Raw genomic sequence first — 20351 nt, forward strand, 5'->3', positions numbered from 1 at the left:
GTGGTCTGCTCCCTGAAAAGTGGTCCATTATTTGAGTTAGTTCCGGCTTCAGATATGGAGCTGAGACATGGGCAAGAGATCTACGCCTGAAGAGATTATTGCGAAGCTGCGGGAGGTGGAGGTGCGCCTTGCTCGCGGTGAGACGACGGGTCAGGCCGTGCGTTCGATCGGCGTGACGGAGCAGACCTACTACCGGTGGCGCAAGGAGTATGGCGGGCTGCAGGTTGGCCAGGCCAAGCGGATGAAGGAGATCGAGAAGGAGAATGCGCGGCTTCGCCGGGCGATCTCCGATCTGACCCTCGACAACCAGATCCTTCAGGAAGTCATCAAGGGAAAGTTCTAAGCCCTTCACGCAAACGCGAAGCGGTCGATCATGTGGTTGAGACACTCGGCGCAACCGAGCGCCGGGCCTGCCGTGTGATCGGCCAGCACCGTTCCACTCAGCGCAAGCCGCGCGTGCCGCGTCAGGACGAGGATGTGCTGACAGCAGCCATCATCGCCCTGGCGGAACGGTTCGGCCGGTATGGCTACCGCCGGATCACGGCCCTGCTGAGACGGGATGGCTGGCATGTGAACGAGAAGCGCGTCTATCGCATCTGGCGGCGTGAGGGGCTGAAAGTGCCAATGAAACAACCGAAACGTGGACGCCTCTGGCTGAATGACGGTTCGTGCGTAAGACTTCGGCCAGCGCACAAGGGCCATGTCTGGTCATATGACTTCGTGCAGGACCGCACCCATGACGGCAAGGTGTTCCGCATGCTGTGCGTCATAGATGAGTTCACCCGCGAATGTCTCGCCATCCGCGTCGAACGCAAGCTCAACTCGCGTGATGTGCTCGACACGCTGGGCGAGCTGTTCGTGCATCATGGCCCGCCGGAGCATATCCGCTCCGATAATGGCCCCGAGTTCATCGCCACAGCTCTACGGGACTGGCTGGCACGTATCGGCGTGAAGACGCTCTATATCGAACCGGGAAGCCCATGGGAAAACGGATACTGCGAAAGCTTCAACTCCAAGCTCAGGGACGAGTTGCTGGCGAGGGAGATCTTCTATGATCTCAGGGAGGCCAAAGTCCTGATCGAAACCTGGCGGCGGCACTACAACACCGCGCGCCCACACTCTTCTCTGGGCTACCGGCCACCCGCTCCACAAACCATCTTGCCCGCGGCGTTCATACCGCCTTACTGTGACGAGGTAGCGGCATGAACGCCGCTACGTGGAAACCGCCGGACTAACATTACCGGTGGACCACCCCTGTGGGGCAGAGCAACCCCGTTCGGGTGCGCAACTGAAACAGTCTGCGCGAGTTGTTTGCAGAGATTGGTTCCGGGCACCGATTCAGCGTTCATGCCCCCAAGATCGTAGGTCCAGCTGCGGCCATCCGGTAATGTGACGGCGGTCAACATTGAGTAGTTGTAGTACTTATTTGTGGGTGACGGGTTGGCGGACTCGGTATTGCGCTCCAGTACAGATTTTACACCGTACTGGTAGGTCCACGTCCTCGCATCAGCGGTTCCAGGGTTAGCAACGACATGGCTCACCCATCCCTCTGTACCGGAATAAAGGAGGTCGATCCGTCGGCCATCATTCGAGTCGATCTTGGTCAGCCGACCATCATTGTCGTAAGTATACTTGACCCAGTTGCCATGCACATCGACCACTTCAGTCGCGGCCAGCATGTCGTAACTCATATAGTCGGAGAAGTAAGTGTAAAATCGGTTGCCGAAGTCCATCCAGGCAAACCAGGTTTCAATTTTGGAAACGTACCGGCGACTTGCAACCTTGTCGAATTTGTATCGGTCACCGTTCGGCGCAAAAGCATAGAAGCCTTCTGTGCCAGCCCCATCAACATTGGAGATGCAGGTAAGGTACCAACCCTCTGCCGTGACCTTTTTCGCCGTTGACGGCCAGGATGCACCATCCGGATTGTCCAGGATCTGTTGCACGCCGCGTCCCGGAATATCCATAATCACGCCGTGATTGTACGTTCGTGACTCTGTAAAACCGTCCTGCTGCGCAACACGATGCTGGTAGGGTATTGAGGAAACGAGCGGCAAGCTGCACCGCTGCTTGCCCCATCTCCCATTCGTCGCACTCCACTGGCTCGATGGGATGTTCGTCCGGATGACAGGAACATCCAGCGTCCAATCCTTGAACCCGCCAAATATAGATTCCCGTCCATGCGCTCTCGTTCTGTGGACGGAAACTTCGAGTCCGGAGTTGCCCGGCAGCGAGACGTCAACTTGTTGAAATGTCAGCGCGCCGGACTGCAAATCAATTTGGTCACCAAGCAAAGTGTGATCAAGCGCTTCCAACTCTGATTGAGCCTGCAGTTTTTTTGACCAATCGAAATGATGCTTGACACCTAAGGCCGAACCGCCCTGAGCTTGAACCGGCGCAGCAATGAAACCAAGAAAAGCCGCCGACAAAAGCGCTATTGCAACCAAACGAGCCATCACCCTCTCCCTCAACCCTGGGGCGAATAACAGCTCGTGCGGGTATTTCGGATCAAATTACAAGTCCGTAATGAATTCTTCTTTCCAAGGTGAAATTCTACATTATTCAATACAGAACAAGGATTTGCCGTTGATTGGGGGTGCAAGAAATTATTGTGACGCAATTCACGAATAAGTTGAACCGCTGAAGCGCCGACAGTCTGACTAAGTCTCTGAGATGAACAACGGCTCTGTAGTCGGATCGACTTCCCCGAAGTCTCCGATCTTGTTCGCCTCCTTTCCAATAAGACGGAACCCGACGACTTTCACAACTCGCCTGACAGTTCGCCCGGTATGGATTGGCCTGCCATTCTCGAACTTGTCTTCCGGGCTGAGTTGATAAAACGCAAGCGCATCGGCAGACCTATTTAATGCACTGATCGGAACCGGCTCACCCGTCCCACGATCGAAAACAAGCTCAGCCAGTTTGGCAGCATCCTGCTCATAAGACGCGATTGGTTTGGGTCGATCTTGCTTTTTCGGTCGCCCACGCTTCGACGGATCAACCTCTTTAACCGGCATATCCAGCCAGGCTTCGGTGAGGGCAGTTGGCGCGACCATGAACCCGAACGGCTTCACCTGTTCCGAATACGGTTTGCCCGCATTGAAGTGCTTCATGTAGCGCAGCATTTCCGGGCTGCTGGCATTCCAACGCATTAGCGCCGGATTGGTGAGCGCCGGATGAAAATCGAGCGGCACTTGATCGGGCGTTCCGTTGAGCGCTGCCTTCAGAATGAAGAACCAGAAATCGTACTGCCAGCGATGAAAGTCGAAGAGCCGCGTGTTGCGCTGATGAGGCGCACGAGAGCCCAGTGCTAATTGACCCTTGCAATCCCGCCGAACCGGGGCTGCTCGATTTTGACGAATCAGGATTACCCCGTCCTGCCTATTCCAAAGACACTCACGAAGCGAAATTCACGCGAGCAAAAATCTCTATCGATCTTTACCATCTTGATCATTCAGACCTCGTGGACAGGCGAAAGGTTCTCGCAATTGCTATTACTCGCAAGATTAGAGCCGCTGACCTTCTGTTTCCTCGTACAGAAGCAGGTGACATCGCCATTGATGCCGCCTTCTCAGAACATGTCCGCTACTTAGCAGCGTGCGTTAGCGAGAAGGCGGAATTGTCAGCATTCGCTCGTCGTATCCTATCGGGATATCGACACATCCTTTGGGTGGATAACTTACTGCGCTCGGCCTAACCTACGAGCGATCTCTGGATCCGAAACGCAAATCTCTTCCTATTTTTATCTAGACATCACTATACCCCCCCCGCAAGCGGGGAGGGGGTATCATCGCACCATGGTTTCCACCTGCCTCTCCCCTCCCCTCTGGGGAGGGTCGGGGTGGGGGATGGCTTACCCGTACAGCGCCTTGGCGTGGTGCATGATGTGGTCGTCCATGAAGGTGGAGATGAAATAGTAGGAATGGTCATAGCCGGGCCGCATGCGGATGGCGAGCGGCTGGCCGACCTCCCGACACGCTTCCTCGAACAGGCGCGGCTTGAGCTGCTCGTCCAGGAACTGGTCGTCCTCGCCCTGGTCGATCAGGATCGTCGTGTCGAGCTGCTGCTTCCGGACCAGTTCGCACGCGTCATACGCCTTCCAGGCGGCCTCATCGTCGCCGAGATAGCCCTTGAATGCCTTCTGGCCCCACGGGACCTGCGTCGGCGCAACGATCGGCGAGAAGGCCGACACGCTGCGGAAATGGCCGGGGTTCTTGAGCGCCAGCGTGAGCGCGCCGTGGCCCCCCATGGAGTGCCCGAAAATCGATTGGCGGCGCATGTCAGCGGCGAAGTTGGAGCGGATGATTGAGGGCAGCTCCTCCATGATGTACTGGTCCATCCTGAAGTGCTTTTCCCAGGGCTTCTCGGTGGCCGTGAGGTAGAAGCCCGCGCCCTGGCCGAAATCATAAGCCTCATCGTCAGGCACCTTGTCGCCGCGCGGGCTGGTGTCGGGGGCAACGATCATCACGCCGAGCTCCGACGCCTTGCGCTGCAGTCCGCCCTTTTCCATGACGTTCGCCCAGGTGCAGGTGAGGCCCGAGAGGTACCAGAGCACCGGCACGGGTTCTTCGGAGGTCTGAGGCGGCTCGAAGACCGCGAAGCGCATGGAACAGTCCAGCGTCTCGCTATCATGATCATGAACACTCAGATCCCCGCCGAAACAGGTCCACTCGGATACGGTTTCCAATTCGATACCTCTCTTTTGTGTCGGGACAACTCGCCCGGTCTAGCACAGGACATAGGGTAGTCCGCAACGCCTGCCAGAAACGCGCGGGTCTTACAGGCCGAACTCGTCGCCTGTATTCAGGCCGGACAGGGCCTCGCCCAGCGTCTCGTATTCACTGAACGCGGGGTAGCCGTCATCGGTTGCGCGCGACCAGGTGAGGTGCACGAGAAAAGCGCGTCCATCCTTCGCTTCGAACAACACGTCGTCAGAGGCGCCATCGCGGGCGAGCGCGCGGACATTCAGCTTGTGGAGGGCGTGACCCTTGCCGCACTCGCGGGCAAGCTGGCCTTCCAGCTTCGAGCCGTCCCAGAAGCCGGTCACCGACCAGCCGGGCGGCAGGCGGTGACGGATCGACTTCGGGTCTGTCCAGCTCATTCGTTGCGCACGTTTTCCACTTCCACCTGCACCGACTCCGCACGATTGTGCTCGGCGCAGGGGATCACGCGGACCTCATAGGCAAAGGGCTGCTCGCGCTTGGCCTGCTTGGCGGGCGTACGATGCACCTCGACATTCTGCTCGATACGGAAACCGAGATGATTGCCGACCTCGCAATAGACATCGACAGCCTGTTCGACCGAATCCGCCCAGATCTTGGCCGACATCACCGACGGGCCCACCACGCCATCAGGCACCTGGTGGCCTTCTACCGTATCTCCGCCCGCGACGACTGAAAAATGCTTGAAGTCGGCCATGAAATCCCTTTCGTGCTGGGGGTCAGACATAAGAACGAGTCAGGGAGAGTCAAAGCGGATGACGGGTTATACACTTTACGGCGCAGAGGTGAGCTATTTCACCGGCAAGGCACGCGCCTATCTCGACTGGCGCGGCATCGACTACCGGGAAGAGGTTGCGACCCAGGCGGTGTATCGCGACATCATCCTGCCGAATGTCGGCTGGCCGGTCATCCCGGTCATGAAGATGCCGGACGGGACAGTGGTCCAGGACACCGCCGACATCATGGCCGAGGTCGAGCGCCGCGAACCGAACGACCCGCCGGCCTGGCCGGAGGCGCCGCTGCAGCGCTTCGTCAGCGAGCTTTTGCATTTCTACGGCGATGAGTGGCTCGTCATTCCGGCCATGCACTATCGCTGGACCTATAATGAGGACTGGGCCTATGGCGAGTTTGGCGCGCTGTCGGCCCCGCAGCTTTCGCCTGAAGAGCAATACGACCTCGGCAAGAAGAATGGCGCGCGGTTCAAGGGCGCCCTGCCGGTGCTTGGCGTCAGCGAGGCGACCATTCCGGGCATCGAAAAGAGCTATGAGGCTTTTCTTGCGGACCTGTCCCGGCATTTCGAAGCCCACCCGTTCCTGCTGGGCGGGCGGCCCTCACTGGCGGACTTCGCCTTCTACGGTCCGCTTTATGCCCACCTCTACCGCGATCCGGAGTCCGGGAAGCTGATGAAGCGCCTCGCGCCGAAGGTGGCTGACTGGGTCGAGCGGATGCAGGCTGGCGGAACGGGCGGGGGTGGCGACCTGCTGGCCGATGACGTCATACCGGAAACGCTGAAGCCTATCCTGTCGCGCCTGATGCGCGAGGCGCTGCCGGCGGTCTTCCAAACCGAAAAGCTATTCGCAGGCTGGGCGGCAGGGGCCGAGCCGGGCGCACGGGTACCGAGAGGCCTTGGCGAGATCACCATCGAGATCGAAGGCCACAAGGGCCCTGCGGTCGCGCGCAGCTTTCCGCTCTGGCGGCTGCAGGCTGCGCTCGATGTGCTGGGTGGAATGGACGCAGGCGCGAAAGCCCGCGCCCATGCGCTACTGGATGAAACGGGCGGCGAAGCGCTGAAGGCTTTCCGCCTGCCGGCCCGCCTCAAGCGGGAAAACTGCCAGGTGGTGCTGGCCTAGCCGGAGCGCTGCTTCAGTCCTGGGCCGGCTTGACCGGGATGAGGACCTCGTTCCGGCGGAACGGGGCTGGCTTCCATGGCGCGTCATAGCCGGCATAGCGCGGCGCGCCGGTGGCTTCGTAGCCGTGTGCTGCCATCCAGCGCTCAAGCTCTTCCTGCCTGGCTTTGTGAGCCTTCATCTGGCCTGATCCCGAAAACCTGATGGTTGCCATCAGTTCTCCGGGCACTTCGCGAAGCTTCACGGCCGGATTGTTGGGCACCGGCAGCGTCTCCATGGTCCATTTGGACGGCATGGTGAAGGTGACGGTCCAACTGTCGGTCTCCGTCGGCACGCGGGTCACGGGCGCCGTCATCTCGATCTTCCGGGACGGGGTGCGGGTGACGGGCGCCGTCATCGCGATTTCGCTGCGCGCGGTGTTGTTGCCGAAAATGTAATCGGCCAGCAGGCGAAAGCCTGCGCGTCCGGCGTCCCGCATATCGCCGGTCACCTCGGTCTCCGCCACGATGAGCGGTGCGTACTGACGCACTTCTATCTTCCCATCCTGCTCAACCGTCTCGAACGCTGGTTCTTCTGTCGCGCTGGCACTCATCGCGAAGACCCCGAGAACAATGGCGGCAAGCAAGATACGGCGCATGCGAAAAGCTCCTGTGTCATATCCTTTCTACGCAAGGCCTCACGCTTCGGATCGATCGGCAGTCAGCCGGGACAGAATAAAAATGCCGCCCCACCCACAAAGGGTGAGGCGGCACTACTTTCACGACAAGCGAGGCTGCCTAGCCGCGGCAGAGCGCGCAGAGCTTGTTGCCGTCGGGGTCGCGCAGATAGGCGAGGTAGAGTTTCTGGCCGCCGCCCTCGCGCCAGCCGGGCGGGTCCTCGATGGGCTTGCCGCCGGCCGCCGCGCCGGCCTTGTGCCAGGCATCGGCTTCTTCGGGCGACTTCATGGCAAAGCCGATCGTCATGCCGTTGCCATGAGTGGCCGGCTCACCGTCGATGGGCTTGGTGACGAGAAAGACCGCGCCATTGTGAAGATAGACCAGCCGGCCCTTCGGGTCGGTAATCCCGGGCTTGCCGCCGATCGCCTCGAAGGTCGCGTCGTAGAATTTCTTGGCTTTGTCGAGGTCATTCGACCCGACCATCATGTGACTGTACACTTCAGGTACCTCTTTTTTGTAAAGAAAAACGATAGTCTGGAAACCGTTGCACGAGGCATCGCTAGTCCCCCAAACGAAACGCAGGTTTTAACGCCATCCCATCCGGTGCGGGCAGATAAACCGTACCGTCTTGCGGATCGAATATACCAAGACTGCGCTTTGCGGCTTCGTCAAAGGCCTGCTCGACCACTTTCACACCCGCTGAGTAGGAGAATGATGCGTAGATGGAATCGGGCGCGATCGAATAATCCTGAGCACGGTCGATTTCATCCAGGGAAGGTGCGAATGGCCCATTCATCGGCGGATAGTCGATCCTCATTTCGTGAAACCACGACTGCAGTGGAGCCGACGCGGTTGCCGGGTCATAATAATCAACGCCATCCTCCCACTCGGTGAGGTCATCGTACCATTCGAGAAACGCGGCCGGTTCCCGATACTCGACCAATTGAGGATCGAAAATCAGAAGATCAAAGCTCATTCGTTTCTCCTCTCCCCGAATTGGACGGCCTAATACACCACCACGCTCCGAATGCTTTCGCCGGCATGCATGAGGTCGAAGGCGTCATTGATCTGGTCGAGCTTCATGACATGGGTGATCATCGGGTCGATCTGGATCTTGCCGTTCATGTACCACTCGACAATTTTCGGCACGTCGGTACGCCCTTTCGCGCCGCCAAAGGCGGTGCCGCGCCAGTTGCGCCCCGTCACCAGCTGGAAGGGGCGCGTCGAGATTTCCTTGCCGGCTTCGGCGACGCCAATGATGACCGAAGTACCCCAGCCGCGATGGCAGCATTCCAGCGCCTGGCGCATCACATCGGTATTGCCCGTACAGTCGAAGGAATAGTCCGCCCCGCCATCGGTCAGCTCGACAAGGTGGGCGACGACATCCTTGGTCTCCTTCGGATTGACGAAATGCGTCATGCCGAATTTCTCGCCCCACTCCTTCTTGGCCGGGTTGATATCGACGCCGACAATCTTGTCCGCGCCGGCCATCTTCGCGCCCTGGATGACGTTGAGGCCAATACCGCCAAGGCCGAAGACGACGACATTGTCGCCAACCTGGACCTTGGCCGTGTTCACCACCGCGCCGACACCGGTCGTCACGCCGCAGCCGACATAGCAGGCTTTATCAAACGGCGCGTCCTCACGGATTTTCGCGACAGCGATCTCCGGCAGGACGGTGAAGTTCGAGAAGGTCGAGCAGCCCATATAGTGGTAGATGGTCTGGCCCTTGTAGGAGAAGCGGCTGGTGCCGTCCGGCATCACGCCCTTGCCCTGCGTCGCGCGGATCGCGGTGCAGAGATTGGTCTTGCCCGAGAGGCAGCTTTTGCACTGGCGGCATTCGGGTGTGTAGAGCGGGATGACATGGTCGCCCGGCTTCACACTGGTCACGCCCGCACCGACCTCGCGAACGATGCCCGCGCCTTCATGGCCGAGCACGGACGGGAACAGGCCCTCCGAGTCCAGCCCGTCCAGCGTGTAGGCGTCGGTATGGCAGATGCCCGTCGCCATGATCTCGACGAGGACTTCGCCGGCCTTCGGGCCTTCCAGGTCAAGCTCGACAATCTCGAGCGGCTTCTTGGCTTCAAAAGCGACTGCGGCGCGTGTCTTCATGGCTCTGGCTCCACCGTTTTTCCAAAATCGGTGCGGACCATGTCGCGAGCCGCGCGCCACGGCAAGGGGGCCGGGGAATTATCGCCCCGAAAGCGATGCGGAACCCGAATGTGACAACAATTTCAGGTGCCCGACGGCGGCGCGAAGGAACGTCCGCGTGGGCGCAGCCGTTTACCATGATGTTGACGTCCAGAAGGAGACAGACATGAAGAACCTCATGATTACAACCGCTGCAGCCGCCCTGCTGATGGGCGCAGCCGCCTGCTCACAGGCCGCAGACGATATCGAACTCGGCGAAGCCAATTATGGTGAAAGCCAGAGCGCTGAAGCGGCCAATGAAACCGATACATCAAATGCAGAAATGGCTTCCAACGAGACCGGCCAGACCGAAGTCAACGGCAATCTCATGGATGCCGACCCGGAAATGGCGCCGCGCGATGCCGGCATAACCTACCTTGCCGATAGCGAACTCAGCGCCGGCAACCTGATCGGCGCCAAAGTGACCGGCGCGACCGGCGAAGACATCGCAACCGTCGACGACCTGCTCATCAATGCGGGCGGCGAGGTTGAATCCGTCATCTTCAGGAGCGGTGACTTCATCGACATTGTCGGCACCAAGGGCGCCCTTCCCTACAGCGCCGTCGACCTGACCATGGCGGCAGACGCCGATCCGCGCTTCAGCGTCGGCATGACCGAAGAGGCGATCCAGGAGGTTGCCGAATTCGAACAGGACGGGCTGAACGACTATCGCCTCGCTTCGGAAATCATGGGCACGACGGCCGCCTTCGTGAATTCCAATGATAGTGTTCGGATCCGCGACATCATTCTCAGCCAGGACGGCACGGTGCAGTACGCCGTAATCTCCGATCCGCTGATGCTCGATGACATGCGCACGATCGGCTTCGACCGCATCCAGGTCGAGCAGGGCGATGGCGGGCTTGTTGTCGTTGATGCCGCAAAGGCCGACCTCACCTCCATGCCGCGCTTTGCCTATGAAGCGGAAACCTCCGCCGAGGCCAGCTTGCAGGGCGAGAGCGGCGGCCAAGATAGCAGCGACGATGACGGGCTGATGCCTGACATGGACGGATCAGGCGACACGTCCACGCCGCAATAGGCCTTCACCCCGCATCAAGCCAGGAAAGCCGGCCACTGGGCCGGCTTTTCTTTTGCCTGGTGCCCACAATTCCGGACAGAAAAAAGCCCTCCGCTCGGGAGGGCTTTCAACATCTCTGCGGTGAGGCGAGCGGCGACTAGCGACGCTCATTCTCCAGCTTGGCGGTCATGTCGTTGATCTTGTCGATCAGCGCATCGGCCGAGCCGTTCGTGCGGTCCAGCAGGGCCAGGAACTGGGCGCGCTGCTCGATGGCCAGCCAGATCAGGTTACCGTCAATATCGAGCGCCACGTCCACGACCTGGTACTCGCCATTGCGGTGAAGCACGCGCCAGCGAACATCCATGTTCTTGCCATCGGCACGGGCGATCGTCGTATCGACGATGGAATCGCTGGGTGAACGGTCTGTGGAGCCTTCGACCACGACTTCATTGCCGCGATAAGCGTCCAGCTGGTTCTGATACACGGCGAGCGCATAGGTCCGGAAGGCCTGCTGGTAGCGCTTCAATTCATCTGGATTGAAGCGGCTGGCATACTTGCCGATGACGAATTTCGAGACGGCGTCAATATTGGCGAACTGTTCCATATAGCCACTGAACAGCGATGTCCGTTCCTCGCTGCTGAGGTCGGGATTGTTCAGTGAATTCAGAACTTCGTTCGCATTCTGCTTGACGAAATTTTCCGTCTGCGTGTCAGCCAGCGCCGCCGCTGGGAGGACCAGCGCCGCTGAAGCTGCCATGATTAGGTTACGCAGTTTCATATTCTTAATCCTGTGGTTGGTCAGACCCTGACTCTTCTTCAAACCCGAACTCATCGAAATCATCGAAATCTGGCAAATCTTTGTAGGGGTCGTCCTCAATTTTGCCATTTCTGATCGCGGCCTGACGTTGGGAAGTGTAGTTACGCCGCATGGCGATATAAGGTTCCGGCTGGTCGCGCAGTGTCTCGATCGTTTCGATCAGGCGCTCGCGCGTGGCGATCGCGCCGACCACGGTCCGCGTCACCATGATTTCGTTGTCGAGATCACGATCCTCGAATTCGGTCCAGTTCAGCGGATCGAAGGCATTGTCGACACCGCGGCCCATGAAATCGCGAAGGTTGCTCGGGCCCATGACGGGCAGGATGATGTAGGGACCGGGCTCGACACCCCAGACGCCCAGCGTCTGGCCGAAATCCTCATCATGCTTGGCAACACCAAGCGCGCTCGCCACGTCGAAGATGCCGGCAACACCCGCCGTCGAGTTGATCAGGAAGCGCCCGAAGGTTTCACCGGATGCATCCGGATTGCCCTGCAGGACCGTGTTCACGAAGACGACCGGCTGGCGCAAATTGCTGAGCACATTGTTGACGCCTTCGCGGAAAAGCGTCGGTGTCGCGACCCGGTAAGCGCGGGCCACCGGCTCAAGCGCGGCCTTGTCGACGACCTCGTTGAAGCCGTAGACTTTCCGGTTCCAGCCTTCCCACGGATCATACACTTCACCGGACTGGCTCGGCTGTGTCGTCGCGCAGGCAGATACAGTGAGGACCGCAAGCGCGGCTACAGCTTGAAACTTCATGGGTACGGGTCCGGTCTGTTCGATACGCGATATGTGAAACGCTGGCGGTGCTTTCAACACAAACATAGGTGGTTTGTCTTTTCTGCATGAATGCAGTGGTTCCGTGGCAACACATTGGCATTGTATATTGCAAAGCATATAAATGCATGTTTATATGATAATATGAGTGTTGCGGCGGAAACCCTGATCGAAGCGCTGCGGGCGGCTGGCGAGCCGACCCGGCTGCGAATTCTCGTTCTGCTGCGCCGCGGCGAACTGGCCGTGGGTGAACTCGTGACGCTGCTGGGCCAGAGCCAGCCGCGCCTGTCTCACCACCTGAAAGCACTGACATCGGCGGGCCTGACCGAACGCCTGCCGGAAGGCGCGCGGGTTTTCTACCGCCTGCCCGCATCGGGCTGGGCGAAGGAGCTGATCGACAATCTGTTCGAGCAGATGGATCTTGAGGAAGGCGACTTCCCCGCCGACCTCAGGCGCCTCGACGCCGTGCGGCAGGCCCGCCAGTCCGCCGCCGAGACCTATTTCAGCGAGATCGCGCCGGAATGGGACCGGATACGCGCCATGCACTATCCGGAAAACCTCATCGAAGCCGCCATTCTCAAGGCGGCTGGGCCCGGGCCATTCAACCGGGTCGTCGATCTCGGGACCGGCACGGGCCGCATGCTGACCCTGTTCGGCGACCGGGCCCACACGGTCGAGGGGCTCGATCTCTCGCACCAGATGCTGGCGCTTGCGCGCTCGAACCTCGCCGAAGCCGGCCTTGCCAGCGCCCGCGTGCGCCAGGGCGACGCCACCGCAACGCCGTTCCAGTCGGAAAGCGCCGACGTCGTCATCGTCCACCAGGTCCTGCATTATCTCGAAGAGCCGGGACGGGTGCTGCAGGAAGCTGCCCGTATCCTGCAGCCGCGCGGCCAGCTGATCGTCGTTGACTTTGCCCAGCACGATCACGAATTCATGCGTGAGGAATTCGGCCATCACCGCCTCGGCATCCGGCCCGACAATATGAAAACCTGGGCCAGCCAGGCCGGTCTCGACCTGGACAACCCGATCCGTTTTGACCCCCCTCAAGATCTCGAGAGCGGTGTCGCTGTGCTGATCTGGAGCGCACGCAAACCCGCAAACAAGAAGGAAGTTGCCGCATGAGCGATCTGTCGGTTGCCGCACGTCAGGCAGGAAAAACCCCCTCTGTCTCGTTCGAATTCTTCCCACCGAAGAATGAGTCGATGACAGAGAAACTCTGGGAATGCGTCCGCCGGCTGGAGCCGATGTCGCCGCACTTCGTGTCGGTGACCTATGGCGCCGGCGGCTCGACGCGTACGCGCACGCACGAAACGGTGAGCCGGATCGCACGTGAGACGTCGCTGACGCCCGCAGCGCACCTGACCTGCGTCGGTGCCCCGCGCGAGGAGGTGCTGCAGACCGCCGAAGACTATTATGAGGCGGGCGTCCGCCACATCGTCGCGCTGCGCGGCGACGCCCCGCAGGACGAAGACTTCAAACAGCCCGAGGGGCGCTATACGAGCGTCGTCGACCTCGTCAGCGACCTGCGTGCCCACCGGCCGGACCTCGGCAAGGTGTTCGAGGTCTCCGTCGCCTGCTATCCCGAACCGCACCCGGACTCGCGCGGCTGGGAGGCCGATCTCGCCCACCTCAAGCGCAAGCAGGATGCCGGCGCCGACCGGGCGATCACGCAGTTCTTCTTCGACCCGGACGTCTATTTCGACTTTGTCGACAAGGCGCGCGGCGCGGGCATCACCATGCCGATCGTGCCCGGCATCATGCTGCAGTCCAATTTCAAGGGCCTGAAGAACTTCGCCAAGATGTGCGGCGCCTCGCTGCCGGACTGGCTGCACAAGCTCTATGAGGGCCTCGACGACGACGCCACGACGCGCGACCTGATTACCGCGAACGTCGCCGCCGAGCTCTGCCACAAGCTCGCCGATGGCGGGGTCAACCAGTTCCACTTCTATACGCTCAACAAGGCCGACCTCGCCTTGTCCACCTGCCACCTGCTCGGCCTGAAGCCGGCACATGCGGAGGCTGCCTGATATGACCAGACAAGACCGGATTTCGGACCTCGAAGCCAAAGCGAAGGATGAAATCCTCATCCTCGACGGTGCTATGGGCACGATGCTGCAGAAGTACAAGTTCACCGAGGAGCAGTTCCGCGGCGAGCGCTTCAAGGACTGGGACAGCCCGGTGCAGGGCAATAATGACCTGCTGAACCTCACCCAGCCTGACGCCGTGCGGGACGTGCACACCCAATTCATTGAGGCCGGCGCGGACCTTATCGAGACCAACACGTTCAGCGCGACGGTCATCGGCCAGGGCGACTATCATATGCAGGGCATTGCCGCCGAGATCGCCGAGGCCGGTGCGAAGGTCGCGCGCGAAGCGGCCGATGCGGCCGGCAGGCCGGTCGGTGTGCTTGGCGCGATCGGCCCGACCAACAAGACGCTGTCGCTGTCGCCGGACGTCAACAATCCGGGCTACCGGGAAGTGACCTTTGACGATGTCCGCGAAGCCTATCTCGAACAGGCGCGCGCCATGGCGCCTTATATCGACTTCTTCCTGATCGAGACCATCTTCGACACGCTGAACGCCAAGGCGGCGATCAAGGCGGTGATGGATTTCCGCGCGGAGACCGGCGAAGATATCCCGGTCATCATTTCCGGCACGATCACGGATGCCTCCGGGCGCACCCTCTCCGGCCAGACCGCCGAAGCCTTCTGGCATTCGATCCGCCACGCCAAACCGTGGGCTGTAGGCCTCAACTGCGCGCTCGGTGCAAAGATGATGCGCCCGCACATAGCCGCCATTTCAAAGGCAGCCGATACGCGCGTCATCGCCTATCCGAATGCCGGCCTGCCGAACGAGTTCGGCGAATATGACGAGCTGCCCGAGCAGACTGCCGCCCAGCTCGAGGAATGGGCAAAATCGGGCCTCGTCAACGTGCTTGGCGGCTGCTGCGGGACGACCCCGCCGCACATCGCGGCCATCGCGAAGGCCGTCAAAGGCAAGGTCCCGCGCAAGATCCCCGAGCCCCCGCGTGCTATGCGCCTCTCCGGGCTGGAACCTTTCCAGCTCGCCAGCTGAGGGAGACTTCCATGGGAAAGACGTATGACAAGCTCGATGACAAGCTCATCGGGTTCATCAAGGCACAGAAGATGTTCTTCGTGGCCACGGCGCCGCTGTCGGGCGAGGGTCATGTGAATGTCTCGCCGAAGGGCTATGACAGCCTTGCCATCATCGATGAGCAGACGGTTGCCTGGCTCGACATGGGCGGCTCGGGCATCGAGACGATGGCCCACCTCAAGGAAAACGGCCGCATCACCATCATGTTCTGCGCCTTCGAGGGCGCGGCGAACATCGTCCGTCTCTATGGCCGCGGCGAAGCGGTGCAGTTCGACGATCCGCGCTTTCCAGACCTGCTGGCGCTCTTCCCGAACTTCGAAAAGGCCCGCGCCATCGTGACGGTAAAGCTCGACCGCGTCTCCGACAGCTGCGGCTGGGGCGTGCCCTTCTATGAGTTCAAGGGCGAGCGCGACCAGCTGAAACGCTATGCCGACAATCCGGCCAGGAGCCCCGAAGACTGGGCCGAGAAATTCTACACCGCCAATGCGACAAGCATTGACGGGCTGACAGGCGTCGAAAGGCCCGAATCCGCCTCATGATCGCACCGCCCGTCTCATCCGGCGACCAGTTCATCTTCTACGGCCTCCTGAAACAGGGGGCCGCCGGTGCGCCTGCGCACCTGGATTTCCCGCGCCATGGCGAATTCCTTGGGCCCTGCCGGTTCCGGGGCCGCATGCTCGACCTTGGCGGCTTTCCGGGGGTCGTGCCGGGCGAGGATATCTGCCACGGCATGCTCTACCGGCTCGATCATGCCCGGCTTGCCCGCCAGATGGACGACTTTGAAGACATCCGCCCGGGCGATCCGAAAGGCTCGCTTTACCGGCGCGAAAAGACCGACCTCATCGACGATTTCGGCCGGCCCTACGGCAAGGCCTGGATCTACATCTACAACCAGAAAACAGACGGCTACCCTGTCCTCGAAGACGGCAACTGGCCCCTTGAGAAAGGACGCCCACGCATATGACCGACACAGCTTCCCAGATCTTCATCAATATCGGTGAGCGGACCAACGTCACCGGCTCTGCGAAATTCCGCAATCTCATCAAGGCGGGCGACTATGACGCCGCCGTCGATGTAGCCCGCCAGCAGGTCGAAAATGGCGCGCAGATCATCGATGTGAACATGGATGAGGGCATGCTGGACGGCGTCGAGGCGATGACGACCTTCCTCAACCTGATCGCTGCCGAACCAGACATCGCGCGCGTGCCGATCATGATCGACAGCTCCAAATGGGAGGTGATCGAGGCGGGCCTGAAATGCGTGCAGGGCAAGGCGGTGGTGAACTCCATCTCGCTGAAGGAAGGCGAAGACCAGTTCCTCGAGCAGGCCCGCAAGGTGCAATCCTACGGCGCGGCTACGGTGGTCATGGCGTTTGACGAGGAAGGCCAGGCCGACACGGCCGAGCGCAAGTTCGAGATCTGCGAGCGCGCCTACAAGCTGCTGACCGAAAAGGTCGGCTTTGCGCCGGAAGACATCATCTTCGACCCGAACATCTTTGCCGTCGCGACCGGCATCGAGGAACACAACAATTACGCCGTCGACTTTATCGAGGCGTGCAAGCGCATCCGCGCGAACCTTCCGCACTGCCACATCTCCGGCGGGCTATCGAACGTGTCGTTCTCTTTCCGCGGCAATGAGATCGTTCGCCGGGCGATGCACTCTGTCTTCCTGTATCACGCCATCCCGGCCGGCCTCGACATGGCCATCGTCAATGCCGGCCAGCTCGACATCTATGACGATATCGATCCGGAGCTGCGCGAGGCCGTCGAGGACGTGATCCTCAACCGCCGGGACGACGCGACCGAGCGTCTGCTGGACCTTGCCGAACAGTATCGCGGCCAGAAGGGCGAGGTGAAGAAGAAGGATATGAGCTGGCGCGAGCAGCCCGTCGAGAAGCGTCTCGAACACGCGCTCGTCCACGGCATCACCGAATTCGTGGTGGAAGACACCGAGGAAGCCCGCCAGCGCGCCGAGCGCCCGCTGCATGTCATCGAAGGCCCGCTGATGGACGGCATGAATGTCGTCGGTGACTTGTTCGGCGCGGGCAAGATGTTCCTGCCGCAGGTGGTGAAGTCCGCGCGCGTCATGAAGGCGGCCGTGGCGCACCTCACCCCCTTCATCGAACAGGAGCAGAAGGAGCTTGGCCTCGACAAGGTCTCGAACGGCAAGGTCGTGCTCGCCACGGTGAAAGGCGATGTCCACGATATCGGCAAGAACATTGTCGGCGTCGTGCTCGGCTGTAACGGCTATGACATCATCGATCTTGGCGTCATGGTGCCGGCCGAGAAAATCCTCGAAGCGGCCATTGAGGAGAAGGCGGACATGATCGGCCTCTCCGGCCTGATCACGCCATCGCTCGACGAGATGGTCTTTGTTGCTGCCGAGATGGAACGCCAGGGCATTCACCTGCCGCTGCTGATCGGCGGGGCGACGACGTCTCCGGCGCACACGGCGGTCAAGATCGACCCGGCCTTCCCCTCGGCGCCCGTCATCCATGTCAGCGATGCCAGCCGCGCGGTCGGCGTCGTCAGCGCGATGATGAACGACGTCGATCGCGAGACGCTGTGGGGCACGACGAAGGCGCGCTATGACCGTATCCGCGAAAGCCGTGCGGGTGGCCCGCCAACCCCGCGCCTGCCGATCGGCGAAGCGCGCGAGAAGGCTTTCAACACCGAGGAGGCGTCAGCCCCGGCGCCCGCCTTCACCGGCGTAAAAACGTTCGAGGATTTCGATCTCAACGAGCTGAAGGACTATATCGACTGGACGCCCTATTTCATGAGCTGGGACCTGGCGGGCCGGTATCCGCAGATCCTGGAGGATGAGAAGGTCGGCGAAGCGGCTTCCGATCTCTGGCGCGACACCCAGACCATGATGCAGCGCTTGCTCGGCGAGGGCTGGTTCCAGCCGAAGGCCGTCATCGGTTTCTGGGGGGCTGAGCGCAAGGGCGACGATATCAAGCTTTCGACCGGCGACACGCTGCACACGATCCGCCAGCAGATGGTGAAGAATAACGAGAAGCCCAACTTCGCCCTCTCTGACTTCATCGCCGAGAGCGACGACCATATCGGCGCCTTCTGCGTGACCGCCGGTGCGGAAGCCGACGCGATCTCGAAGGCGTTCAAGGACAAGGGCGACGATTACTCCGCCATCATGGTGCAGGCACTGGCTGACCGCTTCGCCGAAGCGATGGCCGAGTACATGCACGAAAAGGTCCGCAAGGAACTCTGGGGCTATGACCCGGACGAGGCCTATGACTGTAACGACCTGATCAAGGAAAAGTATCGCGGCATCCGCCCGGCGCCCGGCTATCCGGCCCAGCCCGACCACACCGAGAAGGAGCTGATCTTCAAGCTGCTCGAAGCCGAGGAGCGGATCGGTGTCTCGCTGACCTCAAGCTTCGCGATGAGCCCGGCGCCGTCTGTCTCCGGCCTTTACTTCGCGCATCCTGACAGCGCCTATTTCGCCGTCGGCCGCATCGAACGCGACCAGGTCGAGGACTATGCAAAGCGCAAGGGCTGGGACACGCGCACGGCCGAGCGCTGGCTCGCCCCGATCCTCAACTATGATCCCTTCGCCGTCAGTACGGACGAAGCCGCGTGACCGCGGTGCGGATCGCCACCGTCACGCTTGTCGTGCCGGACTATGATGAGGCGATCAGCTTTTTCGTCGGAACGCTCGGTTTCGAGCTGCGGGAGGATACGCGCCTCAGCGAAACAAAACGCTGGGTGCGTGTCGCGCCGGCGGGAGCCGAAACCGCGATCCTGCTCGCCCAGCCAAAGGACGAGACCGAGCGCGCTGCCATTGGCAACCAGGCAGGTGGGCGGGTTGGCTTCTTTCTCGAAGTGACGGACTTCGACGACACGTACCAGGCATATGCCGATCGTGGGGTCGACTTCGTTCGAGCGCCTATTAGAGAGCCCTACGGAGCGGTCGCCGTCTTCCGCGACCCTTTCGGCAATCTCTGGGACCTGATCGAGCCTGCACGTGACTGAGAACACCACCCCCTATCCGGTGCTCGCCTGCATCCTCGTCGTGCTGGGAACGGTGCTCGCCCTGTCCGGCATCGACCTTGTCCTGCCGGCGATCCCGACGCTGCATGAGGCCCTGCCCGGCAGCGAGGAAGCTGCCCAGCTCGTCATCGCCTGCTTCATCGGCGGGTCCGCGAGTGGCCTGTTGCTGTTCGGCATGCTGGGCGAGCGTTATGGACGCCGGCGGTGCCTTGTGTTTGCGCTGCTCGCCTATGGCCTCCTGTCCGGGGCGGCCACACTGTCGCCGGACATGTGGACGCTGCTGGGCATCCGTTTCTTCCAGGGACTGGCGTCGGCCGCACCGGCCGTCTTCGCGCCGGGCATCATCCGCGCGCTGTTTTCCGAACAGGGCGCGACCCGCGCGATTGGCGCGCTGTCCAGTTTTGAGAGCCTGACCCCGGCTGGCGCACCGATTGCCGGGCTGTGGCTGGTCCAGCAGGGCGGCTGGAAACTCCCCTTCTTCGTGACCGGGGTGCTGGCGGTTGCCCTGTCTGTCGTGTTCATCGTCTGGGGTGGGATCCTGCCGCCTTCGAAGGACCGCAAGAAACAGAAACAGAAAGGCTCCTACTGGCGCCTCATCGGCTCGCCGGTTTTCCTGCGCTACGGGCTCAGCCAGGCGCTGGTCGTTGGCGGACTGCTCGTTTTCGTCTTTGGGGCGCCCGCGGTGATTGTGAACGCCATGGGCGGGACGATGATGCACTTCATCACCATGCAAGTGGTCGGCATTTCCTGCTTCATCGTCACCTCGAATGTCACCGGCAGCCTCGTCAAGCGTTTCGGCCCGGAACCGATGATTACCTTTGGCACGGGGATGGCGACCACGGGCGCGGTGCTGGTCCTGCTATTTGCTTTGTTCGGCAATGGCGACCCGATCTGGCTGACGCCGATCTTCATTCTGGTGAATTCGGGTCTTGGCTTTCGCGGCCCGCCCGGTTTCCTGCGGGCCATCATGGCCGGCCAGGGCGATGATGACCGCGCCTCCTCGCTGACCATTCTCTGGATCTTCGGCATTGCCGCCCTGGGGACGGCGGCGGTGTCGCCCTTCATCGAGGATGGGCTGATCCCGCTGGCGATTGCCGGCGCAGGCCTTCAGCTCGGCGCCATGCTGTGCCTTGTGATTCTGCCAAGGCTCGCACCCGTCGAACGGTCAGTGTCAGCAGAAACGTCGTGACGGGAGCAGTCCGGGCA

Annotated in this window: 23 protein-coding genes; 12 read left to right on the forward strand and 11 right to left on the reverse strand. The window is 61.1% G+C overall.

What is annotated here, in order from left to right; translation table 11 throughout:
- Nucleotides 1–67: 67 nt before the first annotated feature.
- Nucleotides 68–1206 (forward strand): IS3 family transposase gene (locus tag D1223_RS04645; protein WP_119375279.1). Its coding sequence is split into 2 segments (ribosomal slippage): nt 68–326 and nt 326–1206, totalling 1140 coding nucleotides; the frame shifts between segments, so codons are not numbered across the junction.
- Here the strand turns inward: D1223_RS04645 and D1223_RS04650 are convergent.
- Both D1223_RS04650 and D1223_RS04655 read right to left on the reverse strand, forming a co-directional pair.
- Nucleotides 1182–2456, reverse strand: coding sequence for a hypothetical protein (locus tag D1223_RS04650; RefSeq protein ID WP_119375280.1), 1275 nt, complete (start codon nt 2454–2456; stop codon nt 1182–1184). The genes D1223_RS04645 and D1223_RS04650 overlap by 25 nt on opposite strands.
- A 204-nt stretch (nt 2457–2660) precedes the next feature.
- Complete coding sequence (locus D1223_RS04655; RefSeq protein WP_119375281.1) at nt 2661–3194, reverse strand: hypothetical protein; 534 nt, start codon at nt 3192–3194, stop codon at nt 2661–2663.
- A gap of 113 nt (nt 3195–3307) precedes the next feature.
- On the opposite strand from D1223_RS04655, the gene D1223_RS18715 reads away from it, so the two are divergent.
- Complete coding sequence (locus tag D1223_RS18715; protein WP_147372680.1) at nt 3308–3697, forward strand: hypothetical protein; 390 nt, start codon at nt 3308–3310, stop codon at nt 3695–3697.
- A gap of 156 nt (nt 3698–3853) precedes the next feature.
- Here the strand turns inward: D1223_RS18715 and fghA are convergent, their stop codons facing one another.
- The 3 genes from fghA to D1223_RS04670 all read right to left on the reverse strand — a co-directional run bounded on the left by fghA (nt 3854) and on the right by D1223_RS04670 (nt 5418).
- On the reverse strand, nt 3854–4687 hold the full coding sequence (gene fghA / locus D1223_RS04660; RefSeq protein ID WP_119375282.1) for an S-formylglutathione hydrolase: 834 nt from the start codon (nt 4685–4687) through the stop codon (nt 3854–3856).
- Nucleotides 4688–4777: 90 nt separating this feature from the next.
- A complete protein-coding gene (locus D1223_RS04665; protein ID WP_119375283.1) occupies nt 4778–5101 on the reverse strand; it encodes a hypothetical protein in 324 nt (107 codons plus the stop codon).
- Nucleotides 5098–5418 carry a hypothetical protein gene (locus D1223_RS04670; protein ID WP_119375284.1) on the reverse strand — a complete coding sequence of 107 codons (321 nt, stop codon included), beginning with the start codon at nt 5416–5418 and terminating at the stop codon, nt 5098–5100. Before D1223_RS04670 ends, D1223_RS04665 begins: the two co-directional genes overlap by 4 nt.
- A 58-nt stretch (nt 5419–5476) precedes the next feature.
- Between D1223_RS04670 and D1223_RS04675 the strand changes: the two genes are divergently transcribed.
- Complete coding sequence (locus D1223_RS04675; RefSeq protein WP_119375285.1) at nt 5477–6571, forward strand: glutathione S-transferase family protein; 1095 nt, start codon at nt 5477–5479, stop codon at nt 6569–6571.
- 13 nt (nt 6572–6584) lie between these two features.
- On the opposite strand, the gene D1223_RS04680 is transcribed toward D1223_RS04675, so the two are convergent.
- From D1223_RS04680 to D1223_RS04695, 4 genes are all read right to left on the reverse strand, one after another.
- Entirely contained in the window at nt 6585–7205 is a 621-nt protein-coding gene (locus tag D1223_RS04680) for an SOUL family heme-binding protein (protein WP_233353043.1), read from the reverse strand.
- 139 nt (nt 7206–7344) lie between these two features.
- Nucleotides 7345–7722: a VOC family protein gene (locus tag D1223_RS04685; protein WP_119375286.1), complete on the reverse strand. Its 378-nt coding sequence runs from the start codon at nt 7720–7722 to the stop codon at nt 7345–7347.
- Between the two features lie 61 nt (nt 7723–7783).
- Nucleotides 7784–8200: a hypothetical protein gene (locus D1223_RS04690; protein WP_119375287.1), complete on the reverse strand. Its 417-nt coding sequence runs from the start codon at nt 8198–8200 to the stop codon at nt 7784–7786.
- Nucleotides 8201–8229: 29 nt separating this feature from the next.
- Complete coding sequence (locus D1223_RS04695) at nt 8230–9336, reverse strand: S-(hydroxymethyl)glutathione dehydrogenase/class III alcohol dehydrogenase (RefSeq protein WP_119375288.1); 1107 nt, start codon at nt 9334–9336, stop codon at nt 8230–8232.
- A gap of 205 nt (nt 9337–9541) precedes the next feature.
- Here D1223_RS04695 and D1223_RS04700 point away from each other — a divergent pair, with 205 nt between their 5' ends.
- On the forward strand, nt 9542–10450 hold the full coding sequence (locus D1223_RS04700; protein WP_158586526.1) for a PRC-barrel domain-containing protein: 909 nt from the start codon (nt 9542–9544) through the stop codon (nt 10448–10450).
- Nucleotides 10451–10586: 136 nt separating this feature from the next.
- Here the strand turns inward: D1223_RS04700 and D1223_RS04705 are convergent, their stop codons facing one another.
- The gene (locus D1223_RS04705; RefSeq protein ID WP_119375289.1) at nt 10587–11207 is read right to left on the reverse strand and encodes an MlaC/ttg2D family ABC transporter substrate-binding protein; all 621 of its coding nucleotides are present in this window, start codon (nt 11205–11207) and stop codon (nt 10587–10589) included.
- A gap of 4 nt (nt 11208–11211) precedes the next feature.
- Nucleotides 11212–12003, reverse strand: coding sequence for an MlaA family lipoprotein (locus D1223_RS04710; protein WP_119376034.1), 792 nt, complete (start codon nt 12001–12003; stop codon nt 11212–11214).
- 162 nt (nt 12004–12165) lie between these two features.
- Between D1223_RS04710 and D1223_RS04715 the strand changes: the two genes are divergently transcribed.
- Genes D1223_RS04715 through D1223_RS04750 form a run of 8 tightly spaced genes read left to right on the forward strand, consistent with a single transcriptional unit; the run spans nt 12166 to nt 20334 of the window.
- Nucleotides 12166–13143: an ArsR/SmtB family transcription factor gene (locus tag D1223_RS04715; RefSeq protein ID WP_119375290.1), complete on the forward strand. Its 978-nt coding sequence runs from the start codon at nt 12166–12168 to the stop codon at nt 13141–13143.
- Nucleotides 13140–14048, forward strand: coding sequence for a methylenetetrahydrofolate reductase [NAD(P)H] (gene metF, locus D1223_RS04720; protein WP_119375291.1), 909 nt, complete (start codon nt 13140–13142; stop codon nt 14046–14048). Before D1223_RS04715 ends, metF begins: the two co-directional genes overlap by 4 nt.
- 1 nt (nt 14049) lies before the next feature.
- Nucleotides 14050–15096: a homocysteine S-methyltransferase family protein gene (locus D1223_RS04725; protein WP_119375292.1), complete on the forward strand. Its 1047-nt coding sequence runs from the start codon at nt 14050–14052 to the stop codon at nt 15094–15096.
- Nucleotides 15097–15107: 11 nt separating this feature from the next.
- Nucleotides 15108–15674 carry a pyridoxamine 5'-phosphate oxidase family protein gene (locus tag D1223_RS04730; RefSeq protein ID WP_119375293.1) on the forward strand — a complete coding sequence of 189 codons (567 nt, stop codon included), beginning with the start codon at nt 15108–15110 and terminating at the stop codon, nt 15672–15674.
- A complete protein-coding gene (locus D1223_RS04735; RefSeq protein WP_119375294.1) occupies nt 15671–16099 on the forward strand; it encodes a gamma-glutamylcyclotransferase family protein in 429 nt (142 codons plus the stop codon). The genes D1223_RS04730 and D1223_RS04735 overlap by 4 nt, the downstream gene beginning before the upstream one ends.
- Nucleotides 16096–18735 carry a methionine synthase gene (gene metH / locus D1223_RS04740; RefSeq protein ID WP_119375295.1) on the forward strand — a complete coding sequence of 880 codons (2640 nt, stop codon included), beginning with the start codon at nt 16096–16098 and terminating at the stop codon, nt 18733–18735. Before D1223_RS04735 ends, metH begins: the two co-directional genes overlap by 4 nt.
- A complete protein-coding gene (locus tag D1223_RS04745) occupies nt 18732–19127 on the forward strand; it encodes a VOC family protein (protein ID WP_233353044.1) in 396 nt (131 codons plus the stop codon). Before metH ends, D1223_RS04745 begins: the two co-directional genes overlap by 4 nt.
- Nucleotides 19120–20334 (forward strand): MFS transporter, encoded by a 1215-nt coding sequence (locus tag D1223_RS04750; RefSeq protein WP_233353045.1) that lies wholly within the window; start codon nt 19120–19122, stop codon nt 20332–20334. The genes D1223_RS04745 and D1223_RS04750 overlap by 8 nt, the downstream gene beginning before the upstream one ends.
- Nucleotides 20335–20351: the final 17 nt, after the last annotated feature.

Source organism: Henriciella mobilis (assembly GCF_003576285.1).
In the GTDB taxonomy this organism is placed as follows: Bacteria; Pseudomonadota; Alphaproteobacteria; order Caulobacterales; family Hyphomonadaceae; genus Henriciella; species Henriciella mobilis.